This window comes from Bacteroidales bacterium (genome assembly GCA_016709865.1).
Taxonomy (GTDB): Bacteria; Bacteroidota; Bacteroidia; order Bacteroidales; family VadinHA17; genus LD21.
The window spans coordinates 207,025-226,464 of sequence record JADJLX010000005.1 but is presented as its reverse complement, the minus strand read 5'-3'; the positions used below and the strand labels follow the sequence as shown (position 1 = coordinate 226,464).

Here is a 19,440-nt window from a genome sequence, read left to right as displayed (position 1 = left end):
TTTTGATAAAGATTTTTTTATACCTGTTAATGCTCAAAAATATTAAAAAATCGCTTAAGTATTTCATAATAGTTGCCGGTATCATAATTTTGCTTCCGACTTTGCTATACCTTGTCCTGCAGATTCCACAGGTGCAGACTGCCATAGTACAACGGATCACCAGCCACTTTTCCTCAGAACTTAAATCCACAATCTCTATAGAGAGCTTCCACTACAGGTTCTTTAACAGACTGACATTAAATAATATCCTTATTAAGGACAATCACAATGATACTCTTCTGTTTTCGCAGGAGGTAAGTGTTATATTAAAAGGAATTGACCTTAAAAACAACTCAACACGTCTTGGTAAAGTAACTCTTATCAGGCCATACGTTGCTCTAATAACAGATTCAACAGGATTAATGAATCTCAGCTGGTTTCTTGGGAAGCTGAAAAGTCCTCCCGACACTGTTAAGAAAGCGCCTCTCAGGTTATCGATAGACCAGATTGACTTCAGCAATGCCAGGTTTTCACTTATCAACCACAATGGAAAGAAGAGTAAGACCAGGCTTGACTTTAATAATATGAACTTCTCTGACATTAACGGAATAATTGAAGATCTTAATATTGAGAACGATACAACCTCTTTCAATATTTACCACCTGGGCTTCAGGGAAAACAGCGGTTTTAATGTAAGGCGAATGAGCAGTTCTGTCTTGCTGGCCAACCAGAGTATCCTTTTTAACTCCTTCTTTCTTAATTGCGACAGTACCATACTCAATCTGACAAGGCTAGGTATCAGGCCCGATTCATCCGACTCATACAAAAGATTCACAGAGGAGGTAAGGCTCGATATCCTGATGGAGAGATCGATAATCAATACGACCGAGATCGCCTATTTTCTGCCTTTGCCTGAGGGGCTGAATGAAAGTGTGTGGATCTCAGGTAAAATTGCCGGAACAGTTTCCGAATTAAGGGGAAGAAACATTTATCTTTCGTACCGTGATTACACAACCCTTGACTGTGATTTTGACTTTTCCGGGCTGCCTAAAATTGAGAACGCATTCATTTATATTGGAGTTAACAGTCTGAATACCAATGCAAAAGATTTTGAAAAAATAAGATTACCAAAAAAGGGATTAATTATTGTGCCTGAAGCACTGTATAAGCTTGGGAATGTATCATTCGATGGCAGCTTCACCGGTTTTACTACAGATTTTGTTACTTACGGAAAGTTCAGCACCGATGCAGGCAGCCTGAGAACAGATATCTCATTCCGACCTGAAGAATCAGAGAGATACAGAATTAAGGGCCTCATCAACGGCAGTGATATCGATATCGGATTGCTGACAGACAAATCTGATTTGCTGGGAAAACTGAGTATGCAGGCAAATATTGATGGTTACGCCTACTCCTTTAAAAAATTTGCAGCAAACCTTACAGGCAGGATTGACAGTATTGAGATCAACAGTTACAAATACAGAAATATCGCGCTCAACGGTTCATTTACAGAGAACGCATGGGATGGCAGTATTAAAGTTGCCGATGAAAATATTAAACTCGATGTTCTGGGTATGTTTAATTTCAAGAATAAACTGCCTGAATTTGATTTCACACTTAACCTTGCCGATGCAAATCTGTATAAACTCAATATCGATAAACTTGATACCACAGCAAACCTTACAATGCTGCTGACATCAAATTTCAAAGGAAGTAACATCGACAACCTTGATGGAGAGATAAAACTTTTAAACTCAAACTACAGAAAGCATAATGAGACTCTCGAACTTTATGATTTTACTATAAGGACCTTCTCCGAGAACAACAAGCCTGTACTCAGTCTTCGTACTGATTTTGTAAATGCCGATATCAGGGGATATTACAACTTCGCATCAATCGGAGGCCTTATAAAATCAACGCTTGCAACTTTAATGCCCTCGCAGTTCCCTCCTGTTGCCAAACGGACCAAATCGATCAATAACAATTTTACTTTTGACATAAATTTCAGAAATACTGATAAGATAAATAACTTCTTCGGAACCGGAATCCTGCTGGCAGATAAAAGTAATCTCAAAGGTTCAGTGTTTACCGACAGTATAATCAGTATAACAGGTACTGCTAAATCGCTGAGCTTCAGAAACAATGAATTCAAAGATCTCCGGCTTAATGCTTCCACTTCCGGGTCAGCTTTCTCAATGGATATTAACACATCCACCCTTCTCTTCCTTGGCCAGTCTGACCTTAAAGGTTTCTCAGTTGAGCTCGATACCAAACCGGATAATTTTATTTTTACAATAAACTGGGACAATAAAGCCGAATTACTCAATAAAGGGAATTTTATGGCCAGAGGTTCAGTTGCAAAGAGCAGCTCAGACCCAACCAAAACACTCTTAATGGTTGAAATAGATTCAACCAGTATATATGCAAGAAATAATCTGTGGCAGATCAAAAATTCATCTGTTAAAATCGATACTAATTCGGTAAGTATAAATGACCTTAATATCAGCAGCAGAGACAGATATTACAGAATTGACGGCACAATTTCGGAAAATCCGAATGACACTTTGCGCCTTGACTTCAGAGGCATAGATATTTCACCTCTCAATTACCTGGTAAATAAGAAAAATGCCGCTGATGCGATTTCAATACCACTGAACTTTCAGGGCCTGTTAAATGGTAAAATAATGGTTACCAATGTCTACAGAAATATTCTGCTCGAGAGTGACATTGTTGTTAACAGTTTTTCTATGCTCGGCTGTCAATACGGTGATATTAGTATCAAATCAGCCCTGGATAACGCAGGAAAAATTGTAAAAATAAACGCAGGAAGCAATCTGGCGGGTGTTAAAATGTTAGATATAAAAGGCAATTATGATCCTGCCAGAAAGAAAATAGACCTTGCTGCTGTTGCAGCCAAACTGCCGATTGATGCTCTTAATCCGCTACTCAAAATGTTTGCCTCAGGTATTACAGGCACAGCCTCCGGGAAAGTGAATCTATCAGGCTCTACTGATAAAATGTTTTTAACAGGATCAATTATGGCTGAGAATGCTTCTATGAAAATTGATTACCTGCAGACAAGATACAAACTGAATGATTCTGTGCGATTTGATAAAAAAGGATTCAGATTCAATAATTTAAAACTTACTGATGAAAGAGGAAATCCGGCAATACTCAACGGTTATGTATATCATAAAAACTTTAAGGAATACTCTTCTGATGTGGTAATCAATATTCCAACTCCCGGATGCCTGGTACTCAATACAAAACCAAAAGACAATGAGATGTTTTATGGAACGGCAGTTGCATCGGGACTAACTACAATCAAGGCAGCACCGGGATTGCTTTCGTTTGATATCTCAGCACGCACAGGGAAAGGAACAAAATTTAATATCCCGCTCACATCAGGATTGTCAGTTTCCGATTACTCATTCATTTCCTTCTTTGATGCCGATTCTGTTTTAAATAAGGAATCTGGCAATTATGAAAGCATTAATGCAAACACCCCTGCCCAGGCAAAAAAAACCGGTATGGAAATGAATTTCGATCTTCAGGTGACACCTGATGCTGAAGTTCAAATCATATTTGATGCCAAGGTCGGTGATGTTATGAAAGGGAGAGGCACCGGTGATCTTAACATAGTTATGACACGTAAAGGAGATTTCCTGATGAATGGTGACTATGTTATTGAAGAAGGAGACTATTTATTCACCCTGAAAAATATTCTGAATAAATCGTTCAGCGTCGAGAATGGAGGTCGGATTATGTTTAATGGTGAAATGGCTAACGCGCAGATTGACCTGAATGCTATATATAAAATCAAGACATCTCTTAGTCCTCTGGTTGGAGGACAAAGCGATGCATATAGTGAAAGAGAGGATGTTGAGTGCCAGCTCAGGCTCACCGGGAAATTATTTAATCCTGTTGTAAAATTGAATATAGAACTGCCAAATTCCGATGAGCAGAAAAGAGCCATTCTACGCAACAAGATCTCAACCGAAGAAGAATTAAGCAGGCAATTTCTTTACCTCCTGATAACAAATAGTTTCCTGGCAGATGAATCGAGTTCAACAACAACCTCAACGGCAGGTACCTCGGCAATGGCTGTAACAACAACTGAGATGCTCTCAAATCAGTTAAGCAACTGGCTGTCGCAGATAAACAATGATATAGATTTTGCATTCCAGTGGCGACCAGGAACAACAGATGCCAGCAGTCAGGACCTGCAATTTGATCTCTCCACGCAGCTATTGAATAATAAAATAAAAATTAACAGTAACCTGGATTATGGAATTGGCGGCTCAGCAGAGACTGATGGACAACTAACCGGGGATTTTGATGCAGAGATCCGTCTGACCGAAAAAATCAGGCTGAAAGTATTTAACAGATTTAATAATACGTATTCGGGAAGAGGTCCGTATACCCAGGGAATCGGTATTTTCTTCAGGGAAGATTTCGATAAGTTCTCCGATCTCTTCAAAAAGAAAATCAAACCCGAAGCAAAAAAAGAGGAAGAAGTCACTCCCAAAGAAGAAACCAAATAATCCTGGTCTGCTAATGTTATGTAAGTACTCTAGGCACTTTAGTCACTCTAGTCACTCTAGTCACTTTAGTCACTCTAGTCACTCCAAACTTTTCCTTTGGTTAATAAATTTTCCATCATTGTTATTAACCCTCTATACTAGAACAGGGTTTGATTACGTTTTTTAATAACTTCGCAGCTGATATTTACATTAAAACATACTATTGATATTTGATAATTAATTAACAATCTGAAGAATATGGCATTTTTACAGTTCATAATGCAGGACGGAGCCGTTCCTGTTGAAAACGCAGGTGCAATGAAACTCACACTCCTTGACCTCGCAATAAAAGGGGGTTGGGTAATGATCCCGATAATACTTCTTTCATTTGTGGCGGCTTATATCTTTATAGAGAGATACTATGTTATCAGGAAAGCCACCAAAGAAGATACAAATTTCATGAACAGGATAAAAGACTATATTCATGATGGAAAAATTGATGCAGCACTTGCTCTTTGCAGATCAACTGACAGTCCATCTGCCAGGATGGTTGAAAAAGGGATAACACGTCTTGGCAGACCTCTTCAGGATATCAGTACTGCTATTGAAAACGTAGGAAAGCTGGAAATATCGAAACTGGAAAAAGGATTCCCTACACTTGCAACAATAACAGGGGCTGAACCGATGCTTGGTTTCCTCGGAACAGTAATCGGAATGGTGCAGTCGTTCTATGCTATGTCGCAGGCAGGTAACAATATTGAAGTATCTATGATGTCGGGAGGAATCTATACCGCGCTTATTACAACAGTAGCCGGTTTAATCGTGGGTATAATAGGTTATTTTGCCTATAACACACTCGTTGTCAGAGTTGAAAAAGTTGTTTTTAACCTTGAAGCAACGCTGACCGAGTTTATGGATATTTTGAATGAACCTGTAAAAACAGATCGGTAATGGCAATCTCCCAAAGAAACAAGATAAGTATCAACTTCAGTTCAACCGGAATGACTGATGTTGTATTTAATCTACTTATATTCTTCATGTTAACATCCACGCTGGTGCATCCCACTGCACTAAAGCTTTTGTTGCCGAAAGGAAGCAGTCAGACCTCAGCAAAACCGCTTACAACTGTGTCGATAACCAGCGACCTGAAATATTATGTAGAGACACAACCAGTCAACATAGATGACCTTGAAGCAGTGCTAAAGCAGAAACTTGGAGAAAAGCCTGATACATATATTTCTCTTCATGTCGATAAAACAGTACCTTTTGAAAATGCTGTAAAAGTTATGAACATTGCCCAGTCAAATAATTATAAGTTAATAATTGCAACCTCACCCAGATAACGACCTCCACAAATTCCCTTCCGAAAGAGGAAAGGGAATAGCCGGGGCAGTAATAATACATCTAGTACTATTGCTGTTACTTGTATTTGTCGGATTCTCGATTCCTCCCCCACCACAGATTGAAGAGGGCATTGAGGTTAATTTCGGAACAGACGAAACCGGGTCAGGACTAATAGAACCATCTCTTGCAGCCGTTCAGGAAGAGACTACCGTTCCTCCTGATGCATCTCAGGCAGAAGTTACCGAGGATGAACCTTTGCTCACCCAGGATACAGAAGAGGCCCCTGAGGTAAAGAAAGTTGATCCGGATGCTGAGAGGAAAAAGCTTGAAAAGATTGAAGCTGACAAAAAGCGCAGGGAAGAACTTGAGGCAGAAAGAATCAAAAAAGCTGCAGAAGAGGCTGAAAGAAAGAAAGTTGAAGCAGATCAGAAACGTCAGACAGATATAATGAACCTTACCAAGAATGCTCTTGCCAACTCTAAAAAATGCAGGCACAAACACAACCAGCGAGGGTATCACCGGCGGAACCGGAAACCAGGGTGACCTGAATGGTTCTGTGACATCAAAGGAAGGGGTGATGGCGGCGGATCAGGAAACAAAGGTTTCTCATACGATCTTGGGGGAAGAGGTCAGAAATACCTCTTCCAAATTATGTTTACCAGGGAGGAGGGAGGGTAGTGGTAGAGGTAACTGTAAACAGGGCAAGGTAAAGTTATTCAGGCAATGCCTGGAACAAAAGGATCCACTACACTCGATGAATATTTCTGTAAAGTAGCAAAAGATGCAGCCCTTGAAGGCCAGATTTGAGGCAAAACCAGATGCCCCTGTGGTTCAGAAAGGGACAATTACATACAATTTTATCTTGAAATAGTTGTTTTCATGTTTTTGTAGAGACGCAAAATATTGCGTCTCTACAAAAAAAAAACACACGTCTATACGATATTATTGTCTGGAAAACAATTCGGTGATTGCCGTATTCAGATTTTCGATGAGATTATTATCCTTAATTATATAGTCGTCTATTCCCTTGCGGGCAAGTTCAAGAACTATTTCGCCTTTCTCCTGACCTGAAAGCATAATTACCGGAAGATCAGGCTTAGCTTCTTTAATCTTATCAAAAACTTCCATCCCGTTCATAACCTGCCTGTCGTTATTAACAAAAAAATAGTCGAGAATAATAAGATCGGGATTCTTACCCAAAGCATCTAAACACTCCTCACCATACAGAAATGATTCAAGCTTATATCCTTCTGAGGTAAACCTCTTAACAACCAGCATATTAATAAATGGGTCGTCATCTACAATAAAAATCAGTTTCTGGGTACTCATTGATTATTAAATTGATATTGAGCTGGTACAAAGTTAAAATAAAAATCTAAATCAGCAGATCCTTTATTCATCTGAAATTAATGATCTGAAGTTACATAGAGAAAAGGGGAAATGATTTCATCATGTCGACCACTTTATCTCCAACCTTTCTGATAACAATTTCATTATCAATATTAGAGATAACTTCATCAATGAGATTTACAATAATTCCCATATGCTCTTCCTTAAGTCCTCTGGTAGTAATAGCCGGAGTACCGACTCTCAGTCCCGATGTAAGGAAAGGAGAACGGCTGTCGAAAGGCACCATGTTCTTGTTAACTGTTATATGCGACAGAACAAGTGTATTCTCAACCTTCTTACCTGTAATGTCAGGAAACTTGGTACGAAGGTCAATCAGCATCAGGTGATTATCTGTTCCGTCAGAAACAACTTTATATCCCCTGTCCATAAAAGCCTTAGCCATTACAGCAGCATTTTTCTTTACCCTCGACTGATAATCCCTGAATTCAGGAGTAAGAGCCTCTCCGAAAGAGACTGCTTTTGAAGCAATTACATGCTCAAGCGGACCTCCCTGTATACCAGGGAAAACAGCTGAATTAAGAAGAGAGGACATCATTCTGACTTCCCCTTTAGGTGTAGTTATTCCCCAGGGATTAACAAAGTCCTTTCCCATAAGGATAATACCACCACGCGGACCGCGAAGTGTCTTATGTGTTGTTGATGTTACAATATGAGCCCACTTAAGCGGATTTTTCAGTTCACCTGCTGCTATCAATCCTGCAGGATGAGCCATATCTACCATAAATATTGCACCAATCCTGTCTGCAATTTTCCTCATCCTCTCATAGTCCCACTCCCTTGAATATGCTGAAGCCCCTCCTATTATCATTTTAGGCTTCTCTTTTATGGCAGTCTCTTCCATCATATCATAATCAACCATACCTGTTTCTTCTTTAACACTGTATGCTATTGGCTTATAGAATAATCCTGAGGAGTTCACAGGCGAACCGTGAGAGAGATGGCCTCCATGTGCCAGATTGAGTCCCATAAATGTGTCGCCAGCCTTAAGTACAGTCATAAATACAGCCATATTAGCCTGGGCTCCTGAATGGGGCTGAACATTGGCATATTCTGCATCAAAAAGTTTCTTAAGCCGGTCAATGGCAATAAGTTCCGACTGGTCAACAATCTCACATCCGCCATAATACCTGTTGCCCGGATAACCTTCAGCATATTTATTTGTCATCACTGATCCCATTGCTTCCAGAACCTGCTGGCTGACAAAATTTTCTGAAGCAATCAGTTCAATTCCGTTTATCTGGCGCTGCCGCTCCTTCTCAATCAGGTCAAAAATCAGTTTATCTCTTTCCATGTTATAAAATATTTAATACAATTATTCTTCTGAAATTTCAATTAATAATTCACGGTATGTTGCATAGATCCTCGACTGGGAAATAAAACCCACATAATAACCATTGTCGAGAACAGGCAGGTTCCAGGCGCCTGTCTTTCTGAAGGTATCCATAACTGTCTCAATATTCTCCCTTTTATCGATGTATGAAGGAGGAATAGACATCAGATCTTTTATATAGGTAGTCTGGTAAAGTTCATGCCTGAACATTATTTCACGCACATCATCAAGCGAGACTACCCCTTCCAGGATATTATACTCATCAACAACAGGGAATATGTTCCTTTTTGATTTTGATATTGCTTTTATCAGATCGCCCAGGGTATCTGTACCCCTCACTGTAATCAGATCGGTCTCAATCTCTTTCTTCCAGTCCATTACAGTCATAACAGCTTTGTCCTTATCGTGTGTTATTAGCTCTCCCCTTTCGGCCAGCTGAACATGATATATCGAGTGCTTTTCAAAACTTCTTGCAGTAATAAATGCAACTGTAGATGTGATAATCAAAGGTAAAAGCAGATCATATCCACCAGTTATTTCTGCTATCAGAAATATTGCTGTCAGCGGGGCATGCATGACTCCAGCCATCATCCCGGCCATACCAACCAGAACAAACCTGTTATCAGGAAGGTCAACATGCATATATTTCCTTAACAGGGAAGCTATAAAAAACCCATTTACACCTCCCAGAAAGAGTGTCGGGGCAAAAATACCGCCAACACCGCCAGCCCCGTTTGTAGAGCTGCTTGCAACAACCTTAAGAAGAATAAGTCCAAACATAAACAGAACCACTGCAAGGAAACTGTCTGAGTATGCAGTGAAAACAGTGCCATCAAGAATTGTATTTCCTCCTCCCTGAAGAAGCAGCATTATTGTATCGTATCCTTCTCCGTATAAAGGAGGAAACAGAAAGATCAGACCTCCAAGAACAATACCTCCAACGACAAGCCTGATATATGAATTCTTCAACTTTTCATAACTGCCCTCAAGGAAGATTGTCATCTTTGAAAAATAGAGGGAAAGCATTCCTGAGATTACTCCTAGAATAAGATACCAGGGTATATTAGAAATATTAAATGCACTAGATATTTCAAAATTAAACAAGACTTTATCACCCATCAGGAAATAAGCCACTGTTGCAGCTGTCACTGATGAAATTAGCAACGGAACAATCGATGAGATTGTCAGATCGAGCATTAGAATCTCAAGTGTAAACACGATTCCTGCAATAGGCGCTTTGAAAATCCCTGCTACAGCTCCAGCAGCACCGCATCCTACAAGAAGAGTAATATTTTTATAGTTAAGATTAAAGAAACGTCCGATAGTTGAACCTATTGAAGATCCTGTCAGTACAATAGGTGCTTCAGCCCCTACCGATCCGCCAAATCCGATTGTAATAGTACTCGCAACAAGGGAGGTCCATGTGTTGTGTGCCTTCAGATAGCTTCGTTTTTTGGAGATTGAATACAGGATCCTGCTGATACCATGACCAATATTATCTTTTACTACAAATTTAACGAAAAAGAGGGTAAGGGCCATACCTGCCAGAGGAAAGGCCAGATAGATATATGTTTTGGAGTCAACGGCTATGGTGCCTGTAATCAGGCCATGTGTATAATGAATTGCGTTTTTCAGAAGAGCTGCAGCAAGCGCGCTTAGCAGTCCGACAACCAGACTGAGAAAGTAAACTAACTTAACCTGGTCTGTATTTATAAGGCTTTTGCGGAAAAATCTCCTTAAAAAATGATTTCTGAACATAATTATGCAAATATAAAAACAATACTAATCCTTCATTGTTTTTTATTTAAGTTTGTCTTTATGATAAATTACAACAGGTTCACACTTGATAACGGATTAAAGGTTCTTGTACATGAGGACAGGTCTACTCCTCTTGTTGCAATGAATATACTGTACAATGTTGGTTCAAGGGACGAAGATCCCGGGCTGACCGGTCTCGCACATCTTTTTGAACATCTTATGTTCGGAGGATCGGTAAACGTGCCGGATTATGATTTGCCTTTACAGATGGTTGGCGGCGACAATAATGCATTCACCAACAGCGACATAACCAATTATTACCTGACAATCCCATCCGACAATATAGAAACCGGATTCTGGCTGGAATCTGACAGGATGCTTGAACTCGATTTTTCACAGAAGAATCTCGACACACAAAGAAGTGTTGTTATTGAAGAATTTAATCAGCGATACCTGAATCAGCCTTATGGTGATGCAATACTTAAAATAAGGCCTCTGGCATATAAAGTTCATCCTTATCGCTGGCCTACAATTGGCATGGACATTTCTCATATTGAAAAAGTAAGTCTCGATCAGATCAAAAAATTCTTCTTCTCCCATTATGCTCCGAATAATGCGGTTCTTTCAATAACTGGCAATATTAACCTTAAGAAAGCTGAAGAACTAACCCGTAAATGGTTCGGACCCATCGAAAAAAGAAGGCTTCAGAAACGAAATATTCCTCAGGAACCTGAACAGAGAGAGAGCCGCACACTTACAATTGAGAAGGATGTTCCATCTAATGCTATCTACAAAGTCTGGCATGTCGGTCCAAGGATGAGTGAAGATTTTTATACTCTCGACCTCATTACCGATCTTCTGGCCGGAGGAGAGACCGGAAGGCTGCATACAAGGCTCGTAAGAGAAAAAAAGCTGTTCAGTGAAATTAATGCGTATATCACTTCCGATATTGATCCCGGACTAATTATTATGCAGGGCAAACTAATGAAAGATGTTGATATTCAGCATGCTGAAGAGTCTGTAAATGAGGTTATTGAAAGCTTAAAAAATGAAAATGGCCTGAAGGATGAAATAGAAAAGGTGAAAAATAAGTTTGAATCTTCAACCGTCTTTTCAAATACCAATATTCTGAACAAAGCCATTAACCTCTCTTTTTATGAACTTCTTGGTGACCCTGATCAGATAAACAGGGAGGTGGCTGATTTCAGAAAAGTAACTCTGGAAATGGTTACAGCCACTGCCAGAAAATATTTCACACCCGGGAATTGCAGTACTTTGTATTATATATCAACCCGTAGAGATTAGCCATGAGTAAACTGCAAAGAATCCAGCCGCCGGTATTTCCTGTGGAAAAAGTAGTGATTCCGGAAGCGGTCTCAAAAAGACTGAATAACGGTGTGCCGGTATTTATGATTGAATCGGGTACTGAAGAGATAATGAGAGTGGAGTTTACCTTCAGTGCCGGTCAGATAAATGAGTACATGCCTCTTCTGTCGTCTACAACCAATATGATGTTGACAGAAGGATCGAAGAAGTATACATCGGAAGAGCTAAACAGACTGATTGATTTTTACGGAGCATTCGTTAACATATCCCCTGAAAAAGACCGGGCCGGCATAGTTGTCTTCTTCCTTAACAAGCATATTGATAAGGTTCTTGAACTTAGCAGGGAGATACTCTTTCGTCCGGTATTTCCTGAACCCGAACTTAATGCTCTGATGAACAAAAGACTGAGGTGGTACCTGGTGAACAGGGAAAAAGTGCAGAATCTGGCAATGGATAAATTTTTTGAATCGGTGTTCGGAAAAAACAATCCATACGGTCATATGGCAGCAGAAGAAGATTTTAAGAATCTAACACCCTCCATTCTTGCCGGTTACCATTCAAAATATTACCAGCCTGAGAAGATGGCAATTATTGTCTCTGGTAAAATCTCAGCAGATACCGCAGAATTGCTCAATAAGTATTTTGGAGATATAAAATCAACCAAACCTGATTTGCAGGAGTCACAGAGACTTCTTCAGGCAGAAAAGGAAAAAAAGGTCCATATCGAAAAAGCAGGAACGGTTCAAACATCTGTCAGAATTGGTTCCGCTACAATCAATAAACGTCATCCCGACTATCCCGGATTAAAAGTACTTGATGCCATCCTGGGAGGATATTTCGGATCGCGGCTTATGAAAAATATACGTGAGGATAAAGGCTTCACTTATGGCATAAGTTCTTCTCTTACATCACTCGACCTAGCCGGATACAAAGTTATTTCAACCGAGGTAGGCAAAAAAAACTGCCACAAGGCAATTGATGAGATATATAAGGAGATCAGGCTTCTGCAAAGCGAACCAGTAAAGAGCGGTGAGCTTGATCTGGTACGTAATTATATGTCGGGGGAACTGCTGAGAATGTTTGACGGACCCTTTGCACTTGCTGACAGTTTCAGATCTGTATGGGATTTCGGATTAGACAATAGTTACTACTACAGGCTGGCTGATAAAATAAAAACTATCGGTCAGGATGAAATAATGCACCTTGCTAATACGTATTATAATACTGACGATCTTTATGAGATCACAGCCGGCATGAAATGACAAAGTGGTATTACTATATTATCGTCCTGGCAATTGGTTTACTGTCAATTAATGCATCATCCCAGACCGGCTGCACAGTGCCTTTGCCGCCTATACTCACTCTGGTGTCAGTTCAGCCTGAAACAGGAAAAACAGAACTAAGCTGGAACTTAAGTCCATCGACCGGTATTGCGGCCTATATAGTTTATACTTACAAAGCAGCTGATGCTCCTCCAATCGACACAATCTGGAATCCTTCAGCGACAAATTGTACACTTTCATCAACCGGCACAAAATACTTTAGCACATCATATGTAGTTGCAGCATACAGACTTTCAGGCATTCCCGGGGAGGAAGGCTGTCCCAGTCCCCTCTCAAATGTGCTTAGTACAATTTTCTGCAGTTCTGCAATTGATACCTGTAACAGACGTATTGCAGTAAACTGGAATAAATATTCCGACTTTCCGAAACCTGTAAAAGAGTATAAAATACTTGTTTCTGTTAACGGAGCACCACTTACAGAAATGTATACTGCCAGTAAAAGCACTGAAAATTATACTATTACAGATTTTATCACTGATTCACAATATTGTCTGGCAGTTAAAGCAGTTTTTGATGATGGAACTTTTTCCACTTCTAACAAAAGTTGTCTGTCGACGAAGATGCAACGCCCTCCTGACTGGATAAACGCAGACTATGCCACTGTAAATGAGGATAATAAAATATCGCTGGCATTCACTGCAGATCCTTTGTCGGAAATTAAAAATTACAGTCTGACAAGAAAAACCGGACCATCAGGAGCATTCCAAGAGATAGCCAGACCAGTCTCAGATAATGGCAGGATATTATTTACAGATTCAGAAGCTAAGGCAGGCACAGTTAATTATTACAGACTATCTGCAATTAACAGCTGTAATATCCCAGTTACTCAATCAAATCTCTGCTCAAATATGGTTTTAGATATGAAGAGAATCGGAGATGATTTGATCTTATCATGGAACGCCTATAAAGAATGGCTGGGACCGGTTTCAGAATACAGGCTGTTTATGAATACAGGAAATGGCTTTACTCTTAAAACGACATTAAGTGTATCTGACACACTTATAAAATTAGGTTATAATGATATAATGTATGAAGTAACATCAGAGGAGGTATGTTTCTACATCAAAGCGAGTGAAACATTTAATCCTCATGGAGTTACAGGAGAAAGTCGTTCTGCACAGGTCTGTACATTACCTACGGAAGTCATAACGGTCCCCAATGTTTTTACTCCCGACGGCGATCTTCTGAATGATAAATTCAAACCAGTCCTTTCTTTCACGCCAAAAGATTATCACCTCATTATTACCGACCGTAACGGCAGAGTACTTTATGAGACCAGGAATCACCTTGATGAATGGGATGGTACACAGAATGGCACTCCTCAGTTACAGGGTGTAACCCTTTGGTTTTTAAAAGTTAGTACTCCGTCTGATAAGAGCATAACCAGGACAGGTACTGTAACAATTATCAGGAACCGGTAATAAAATCATCATCGGTAATACTAGTTTAGCTATAAACTTTTCAAGGGAAGAGTTATATTTGTATCCGGCAAAGAAAGGTGTCGCATAGATATTTATGGGGAACAAGGATATTTTTGATGAGGAGGACAAGAACTTTATTCAGGCTGAATATGACTCTCTTGTAAATAATCTGCTAAGGTGCAATAAACCTGGCGACAGGGAGATGATTGACAAGGCTTTCAAAATCGCAAATGAAGCCCATTGGAACATGCGGAGAAAATCAGGCGAACCGTATGTTATTCATCCGATTTCAGTAGCAAAAATTGTAAACCAGGAGATAGGCCTTGGAGCCAAATCCATTGCTGTGTCCCTGCTTCACGATGTTGTTGAAGACACTGATTATTCTCTCGAAGATATAGAGAGGGAATTCGGACCAAAGATTGCTTCACTGATAGATGGTCTTACTAAGATATCAGGTACCTATAATAAAGAGAACTCATCATCACTTCAGGCCGAGAATTTCCGTAAGATGCTTCTTACCCTCTCCGACGACCTGAGAGTAATTCTTATTAAGATTGCAGACAGACTGCATAATATGAGAACTCTTGAATCGATGCCTGAACATAAGAAGATGAAGGTAGCCGGCGAAACTATTTTCCTCTATGCCCCTCTTGCCCACAGACTAGGACTATATGCAATAAAAAGCGAGCTTGAGGATCTTAGTTTTAAGTTCCGTCAGCCCCAGATCTATGAAGAGGTAGCTGCCAAACTTAAACACTCTGAAAAAAAGAATGTATCGATAATAAATAAATTTTCACTTCCTCTTATCGAAAAGCTTACCGGGGCCGGATTGAAATTTGATATCAGCGGAAGGCCTAAATCGATTTTTTCTATCTGGAAAAAGATGCAGGCTAAAAATGTCCCGTTTGAAGAGATCTATGATGTACTTGCTGTCAGAATTGTTTTTGAACCTGTTCCCGGACTTCCTGAAAAAACCCAGTGCTGGAATATTTATTCAATTATTACCGATACATATCTCCCGAAACCCGACAGACTCCGCGACTGGGTAAGCCGACCAAAACCAAATGGATATGAGGCTCTGCATCTTACAGTTATGGGTCCCGACGGCCAATGGGTTGAGGTACAGATCAGGAGCCGGAGAATGGACGAAATAGCTGAAAGAGGATATGCCGCTCACTGGAAGTATAAGGGCGACGAAGCTCAGGAGAGTGAACTGGACAAATGGATTAAAAAGATCCGGCTCATGCTCGAAAGTCCGCTGGAGGATCCGATTGAATTCCTCGATGAGTTCAAGATGAACCTCTTTTCCTCAGAAATAATGGTTTTCACTCCAAAAGGCTTCCTTGTCAGCCTGCCAAAGGGTGCTTCAGCTCTTGACTTTGCTTATGAAATTCATACTGAAGTAGGTAATAAGGCTATTGGCGCAAAAATAAATTACAAACTTAATCCCATTAACTCTATACTGATGAGCGGGGATCAGGTTGAAATAATTACCTCCGATATTGCCAAGCCTGAAAAGGAATGGCTCTCATTTGTAAGGACATCCAAAGCCAAGGAAGCCATAAAGAATGCCCTTAAGTCTGGATCAAGAGATGCTATTCAGGAGGGGATGATGATTCTTGATCTGAAGCTGAAGGAGATAGGCCTTACCCTGAATGCCGAAATTTTGAAGAATCTTCTTCAGTCACTTGAAGTACCGAACAAAGATGACCTGTTTGCCGGTATTGGTACCGGTGCAATAAAACTTAACAATCTCAAAAAACTTGTTAAAAAGAGTCCTGCCGGCAATGTCATAAAGTACTGGGAATTAAAACTTATCGGTTCAAAGAAAGAAAAAAAGGATGCCGCAGATGCAAAAGATAAGAGTGATAACAAGGGTCCTTTCCTCCTGAGAGAGAATGTTGACAATGCTGAACAGTCGTATGAAATTGCCAAATGCTGCAGTCCAATCCCCGGCGATGAAGTTACCGGATACAGGTCACCGGAGGGCGGTATTATTATTCATAAACCAAAATGTCCGGTAGCAATAAGGATTATGGCAAATGAAGGAAACAGGATCATTGCCGTAAAATGGGCAATCCATAAACTTGTTTCATTCATTGCAAGGATAAGCATGACAGGAATTGACAGGATTGGTCTGGTAAATGATATTACCAACATAATCTCGTCAGAGCTTAAAGTTAATATGACAAACATTAACATTTCTGTTAAAAACGGAATCTTTGAAGGGACTATTGATATATATGTTCATCACACCAAGGACCTTAATAACCTGATTCTGAAGATTTCCAACATAAATGGTATTGAAAGCGTCAAAAGAGTCGAGGAATTCACCAAGTAATTTTCATTCAGAATTCAATTAGTTTATCTGCAAAAAATTCATACTTTTGATATTATTTTAAATTAGACCAGATATGATTAGTGACGATACCAAGCTAACAGTTAAGAAGATCTTCACTGAATATCTCGAAAAAAAGGGACACAGGAAGACTCCTGAGAGATATGCTATTCTTGATGAAATCTACTCCAGATCAGGTCACTTTGATATCGAGTCGCTTTACATCTTCATGAAGAATAAGAATTACAGGGTAAGCAGGGCTACATTATATAATACAATTGAAATCCTTCTCGACTGCAACCTTGTGATCAAACACCAGTTTGGAAAAAATATAGCACAATTTGAGAGAGCTTATCAGTGTGGTCAGCACGATCATCTGATAGATATCGAAACAGGTGATGTAATTGAATTCTGCGATCCAAGAATTCATGAAATCATAAATACGGCCAGTGAACTTCACAATTTTACTGCGCAATATCATTCCCTCTATATTTACGGACATTACAAAGGGAAGAAAAAGGAATAGAAACCTGACTCTGCCTTTAAACAGAGGTACCACACTTTTAAATTACCATTTATTAACAATCATGAATTCTGCTGTCAACAAGCAGAATTATTTCGTACCTTGTGAGGCATTTTAAATTTTTACACTACATCTAATATGAACATTGACATACTGTTAGGCCTGCAGTGGGGTGACGAAGGAAAGGGAAAAATTGTTGATGCAATCAGTCCTGATTATGATATAATTGCACGATTTCAGGGAGGACCAAATGCCGGTCATTCGCTTGAGTTCAACAACGTAAAGCATGTTCTCCATCTGATACCGTCCGGAATTTTTCATCCTGAAAAGATGAATATCATCGGTAACGGAGTGGTCATCGATCCTGCAGTTTTCAAAAATGAGATCGACGGATTAGGGCCTACAGTGGCTGAGCTCTCAAAACGACTCATAATATCAACAAGGGCCAACCTTATTCTGCCTTCGCACAGGATACTCGATGCAGCCTATGAAAGTAAAAAGGGGTTATCAAAGATCGGATCCACCCTGAAAGGAATTGGTCCTGCATATACTGACAAGACAAGCCGAAACGGATTGCGCGTTGGAGATATTCTGAGAAAAGACTTCCGTGAGATCTATAAGAAGCATCTCGATATGCACCTTGATATTCTGAAGAGCTATGACTTCAAATTTGACCTTAATGAATACGAGAAGGGATGGTTCGAAGGTATTGAGATGGTTAAGAATTTCCCAATAGTTAATACCGAATATCTTGTAAATAAAGAGCTTAACGATGGCAAAAAAATACTTGCCGAAGGTGCCCAGGGTACAATGCTCGATGTTGATTTTGGCTCTTATCCGTTCGTTACATCCTCAAATACAATAAGCGCAGGAGCCTGCACAGGTCTGGGAATTTCACCCAAACAGATCGGTGAGATCTTCGGAATCTTCAAAGCATATTGCACAAGAGTCGGCAGCGGCCCCTTTCCTACTGAACTCTTTGATAACACAGGTACAATACTCAGAGATATCGGGAGGGAGTTTGGTTCCACAACCGGACGTCCGCGACGCTGCGGATGGCTTGACCTGCCTGCACTGAAGTATTCAATTATGATAAACGGGATAACCCAGCTCTTTATGACAAAAGCCGATGTGATGTCGGGATTTGATAAAATAAGTATCTGTACGTCTTACAAAATTGATGGAAAAGAGTGTCAGGAAATTCCATATGGGATAGACTCTGTGATCGAACCTGTTTATACCGATTTACCGGGCTGGAAAGAGAATATTTCAGGAATAAGGGAATACAGCAAATTGCCTGCTTCGCTCAGGAATTACGTTGAATTTGTTGAGAAAAATACCGGGGTACCTGTAACAATGGTGTCAGTTGGTCCCGACCGGGAAGAAACGATATTTCGTAATTAAATCCATTAACCACAAAGGTCACAAAGTAATTGCACGAAGTTCACAAAGAGATTTATACAATATTTTACTTTGTGTACTTTGAGAATCCTTTGTGTTCTTTGTGGTTAATAAGGTTTTATTTTATTTTTTGATATACATCCACGCATCAAGCTGAATGGTATCCTGGAACTGCTTCAGGCGTTCCACGGCTGTCCTGAAACTTTTGTGACCCTCCGCCGCAACCAGTTCAAACCTGCTTCCTTCAACCTTAAGTATCTGAGCATTATAACCCTGCTTAACGTACTCTGCCTGAAGGTCCTTTGCGTATTGTGGAGTAATAAAACTGCCAACAATAATATTGTATCTGCTTTCCATGGCAATTCTTGCTTCTTCAGCCATCCTGATTGAATCAAGTTTGGCATTTTCAAGCGCCATCAGATGCTCCTGGACTTTTCTAATCGAATCAGCAACCCTGATACTATCCTGTCGGGCAAGCAAGGCTGCCTGGGCTTTTTCCCTGGCTGCTTTTTTACCGAAAAATTTACATGAAGGCATTGCTACCAGAAGAACTATTAAAGCAATAGATAATAAATGTCTCATAATAAGATAGTTAAAAAATTAGTACTTATTTATTACTTACAATATCTAAAAGGTTAATAATCAAAGATACAAATAATTGAAACCCAAACCAAATGATATAAATTTTCAGGGGGGTATCTGAAATACTGCAGATTTTGTATATTCGGCATATATTATTATCAA

Annotated in this window: 14 protein-coding genes; 10 read left to right on the top strand and 4 right to left on the bottom strand. The window is 39.8% G+C overall.

Going from position 1 to position 19,440, the window contains the following annotated elements:
* Positions 1–29 precede the first annotated feature (29 nt).
* The 4 genes from IPJ16_09585 (at position 30) to IPJ16_09570 (ending at position 6,389) form a co-directional block, all read left to right on the top strand.
* Entirely contained in the window at positions 30–4,523 is a 4,494-nt protein-coding gene (locus tag IPJ16_09585) for a translocation/assembly module TamB domain-containing protein (protein ID MBK7627426.1), read from the top strand.
* Between the two features lie 237 nt (positions 4,524–4,760).
* On the top strand, positions 4,761–5,453 hold the full coding sequence (locus tag IPJ16_09580; GenBank protein ID MBK7627425.1) for a MotA/TolQ/ExbB proton channel family protein: 693 nt from the start codon (positions 4,761–4,763) through the stop codon (positions 5,451–5,453).
* Positions 5,453–5,845, top strand: coding sequence for a biopolymer transporter ExbD (locus tag IPJ16_09575; protein ID MBK7627424.1), 393 nt, complete (start codon positions 5,453–5,455; stop codon positions 5,843–5,845). Before IPJ16_09580 ends, IPJ16_09575 begins: the two co-directional genes overlap by 1 nt.
* Positions 5,826–6,389, top strand: coding sequence for a hypothetical protein (locus IPJ16_09570; protein ID MBK7627423.1), 564 nt, complete (start codon positions 5,826–5,828; stop codon positions 6,387–6,389). Before IPJ16_09575 ends, IPJ16_09570 begins: the two co-directional genes overlap by 20 nt.
* A 399-nt stretch (positions 6,390–6,788) precedes the next feature.
* Here the strand turns inward: IPJ16_09570 and IPJ16_09565 are convergent, their stop codons facing one another.
* The 3 genes from IPJ16_09565 to IPJ16_09555 all read right to left on the bottom strand — a co-directional run bounded on the left by IPJ16_09565 (position 6,789) and on the right by IPJ16_09555 (position 10,344).
* Complete coding sequence (locus IPJ16_09565; GenBank protein MBK7627422.1) at positions 6,789–7,175, bottom strand: response regulator; 387 nt, start codon at positions 7,173–7,175, stop codon at positions 6,789–6,791.
* A gap of 91 nt (positions 7,176–7,266) precedes the next feature.
* Positions 7,267–8,547, bottom strand: coding sequence for a serine hydroxymethyltransferase (locus IPJ16_09560; GenBank protein ID MBK7627421.1), 1,281 nt, complete (start codon positions 8,545–8,547; stop codon positions 7,267–7,269).
* A gap of 21 nt (positions 8,548–8,568) precedes the next feature.
* Positions 8,569–10,344 (bottom strand): chloride channel protein, encoded by a 1,776-nt coding sequence (locus tag IPJ16_09555; GenBank protein MBK7627420.1) that lies wholly within the window; start codon positions 10,342–10,344, stop codon positions 8,569–8,571.
* Between the two features lie 60 nt (positions 10,345–10,404).
* Here IPJ16_09555 and IPJ16_09550 point away from each other — a divergent pair, with 60 nt between their 5' ends.
* The 6 genes from IPJ16_09550 (at position 10,405) to IPJ16_09525 (ending at position 18,699) form a co-directional block, all read left to right on the top strand.
* A complete protein-coding gene (locus tag IPJ16_09550; GenBank protein MBK7627419.1) occupies positions 10,405–11,649 on the top strand; it encodes an insulinase family protein in 1,245 nt (414 codons plus the stop codon).
* A 2-nt stretch (positions 11,650–11,651) separates the two neighbouring features.
* Positions 11,652–12,932: an insulinase family protein gene (locus IPJ16_09545; GenBank protein ID MBK7627418.1), complete on the top strand. Its 1,281-nt coding sequence runs from the start codon at positions 11,652–11,654 to the stop codon at positions 12,930–12,932.
* A complete protein-coding gene (locus IPJ16_09540) occupies positions 12,929–14,434 on the top strand; it encodes a gliding motility-associated C-terminal domain-containing protein (protein ID MBK7627417.1) in 1,506 nt (501 codons plus the stop codon). The genes IPJ16_09545 and IPJ16_09540 overlap by 4 nt, the downstream gene beginning before the upstream one ends.
* A gap of 94 nt (positions 14,435–14,528) precedes the next feature.
* On the top strand, positions 14,529–16,775 hold the full coding sequence (locus IPJ16_09535; GenBank protein ID MBK7627416.1) for a bifunctional (p)ppGpp synthetase/guanosine-3',5'-bis(diphosphate) 3'-pyrophosphohydrolase: 2,247 nt from the start codon (positions 14,529–14,531) through the stop codon (positions 16,773–16,775).
* A gap of 73 nt (positions 16,776–16,848) precedes the next feature.
* Positions 16,849–17,298, top strand: a complete 450-nt coding sequence (locus tag IPJ16_09530) for a transcriptional repressor (protein MBK7627415.1) — start codon at positions 16,849–16,851, stop codon at positions 17,296–17,298.
* Between the two features lie 135 nt (positions 17,299–17,433).
* On the top strand, positions 17,434–18,699 hold the full coding sequence (locus tag IPJ16_09525; GenBank protein MBK7627414.1) for an adenylosuccinate synthase: 1,266 nt from the start codon (positions 17,434–17,436) through the stop codon (positions 18,697–18,699).
* A gap of 120 nt (positions 18,700–18,819) precedes the next feature.
* On the opposite strand, the gene IPJ16_09520 is transcribed toward IPJ16_09525, so the two are convergent.
* Positions 18,820–19,278, bottom strand: a complete 459-nt coding sequence (locus tag IPJ16_09520; GenBank protein MBK7627413.1) for a hypothetical protein — start codon at positions 19,276–19,278, stop codon at positions 18,820–18,822.
* Positions 19,279–19,440 lie beyond the last annotated feature (162 nt).

Excerpts from the sequence above, each read along its gene's own strand:
- IPJ16_09585 (MBK7627426.1), top strand. The coding sequence starts at position 30 with ATGCTCAAAAATATTAAAAAATCGCTTAAGTATTTCATAATAGTTGCC.
- IPJ16_09580 (MBK7627425.1), top strand. The coding sequence starts at position 4,761 with ATGGCATTTTTACAGTTCATAATGCAGGACGGAGCCGTTCCTGTTGAA.
- IPJ16_09575 (MBK7627424.1), top strand. The coding sequence starts at position 5,453 with ATGGCAATCTCCCAAAGAAACAAGATAAGTATCAACTTCAGTTCAACC.
- IPJ16_09565 (MBK7627422.1), bottom strand. The coding sequence starts at position 7,175 with ATGAGTACCCAGAAACTGATTTTTATTGTAGATGACGACCCATTTATT.
- IPJ16_09560 (MBK7627421.1), bottom strand. The coding sequence starts at position 8,547 with ATGGAAAGAGATAAACTGATTTTTGACCTGATTGAGAAGGAGCGGCAG.
- IPJ16_09555 (MBK7627420.1), bottom strand. The coding sequence starts at position 10,344 with ATGTTCAGAAATCATTTTTTAAGGAGATTTTTCCGCAAAAGCCTTATA.
- IPJ16_09550 (MBK7627419.1), top strand. The coding sequence starts at position 10,405 with ATGATAAATTACAACAGGTTCACACTTGATAACGGATTAAAGGTTCTT.
- IPJ16_09545 (MBK7627418.1), top strand. The coding sequence starts at position 11,652 with ATGAGTAAACTGCAAAGAATCCAGCCGCCGGTATTTCCTGTGGAAAAA.
- IPJ16_09540 (MBK7627417.1), top strand. The coding sequence starts at position 12,929 with ATGACAAAGTGGTATTACTATATTATCGTCCTGGCAATTGGTTTACTG.
- IPJ16_09535 (MBK7627416.1), top strand. The coding sequence starts at position 14,529 with ATGGGGAACAAGGATATTTTTGATGAGGAGGACAAGAACTTTATTCAG.
- IPJ16_09530 (MBK7627415.1), top strand. The coding sequence starts at position 16,849 with ATGATTAGTGACGATACCAAGCTAACAGTTAAGAAGATCTTCACTGAA.
- IPJ16_09525 (MBK7627414.1), top strand. The coding sequence starts at position 17,434 with ATGAACATTGACATACTGTTAGGCCTGCAGTGGGGTGACGAAGGAAAG.
- IPJ16_09520 (MBK7627413.1), bottom strand. The coding sequence starts at position 19,278 with ATGAGACATTTATTATCTATTGCTTTAATAGTTCTTCTGGTAGCAATG.